This is a genomic window from Escherichia sp. WS3063 (assembly GCF_046486595.1).
Lineage (GTDB): Bacteria > Pseudomonadota > Gammaproteobacteria > Enterobacterales > Enterobacteriaceae > Escherichia > Escherichia coli.
In genome coordinates, this window is sequence record NZ_JBJQKY010000084.1 from 1 (window position 1) to 590 (window position 590).

The following is a 590-nucleotide window of genomic DNA, read 5'->3' on the forward strand; positions in this document are numbered from 1 at the left end:
GCGATTACGTCTGGCGGCAGAGCCGCAGACTGGAAGACGGGAAGTTTCGGCCCTTACGGATGCCCGGAAAACCTTAGCGTACGATTTTTTCCGAATTCTGCGGGCTCCCCTTGAAAAGGAATACCCGCATCTGGATGTCGATAAGCGCGATGTTTATCTGCGCTTAAAGGCTATCGCTGTGTCTAAGTATTCGTCTGTTTTGATTGATGACAGTACACGCCCACGTAGATTTCAGATCCACTCTCTGAATCCTGAATTCTTTCGCCGTAGCCGCGCTCCGCGCCGGTTTGATGAAAAACTCCAGAACGAACTCTATATGACGCAGGACGAAAAGGAACGCCGGGAGCACCAGCCTTGGGTAATGGCGCGTCAACTTTTCAATAAGGTGGCCCGTCAGCACCGTTATTACGGTAATGCCACATCCGCACGTATCTGATTGATTGCTTGCCCGTTCCGGGCCTTTTGACATGTGACTTTCGTTGGCACTGTTGCAAATAGTCGGTGGTGATAAACTTATCATCCCCTTTTGCTGATGGAGCTGCACATGAACCCATTCAAAGGCCGGCATTTTCAGCGTGACATCATTCTGT

1 protein-coding gene is annotated in these 590 nt (G+C 50.5%); it reads left to right on the forward strand.

The genetic code is table 11. From position 1 onward, the window contains the following. The first annotated feature begins 94 nt into the window (after positions 1-94). Positions 95-436 carry a Late promoter-activating protein gene (locus tag ACJHYW_RS25300; protein ID WP_072796249.1) on the forward strand — a complete coding sequence of 114 codons (342 nt, stop codon included), beginning with the start codon at positions 95-97 and terminating at the stop codon, positions 434-436. Positions 437-590: the final 154 nt, after the last annotated feature.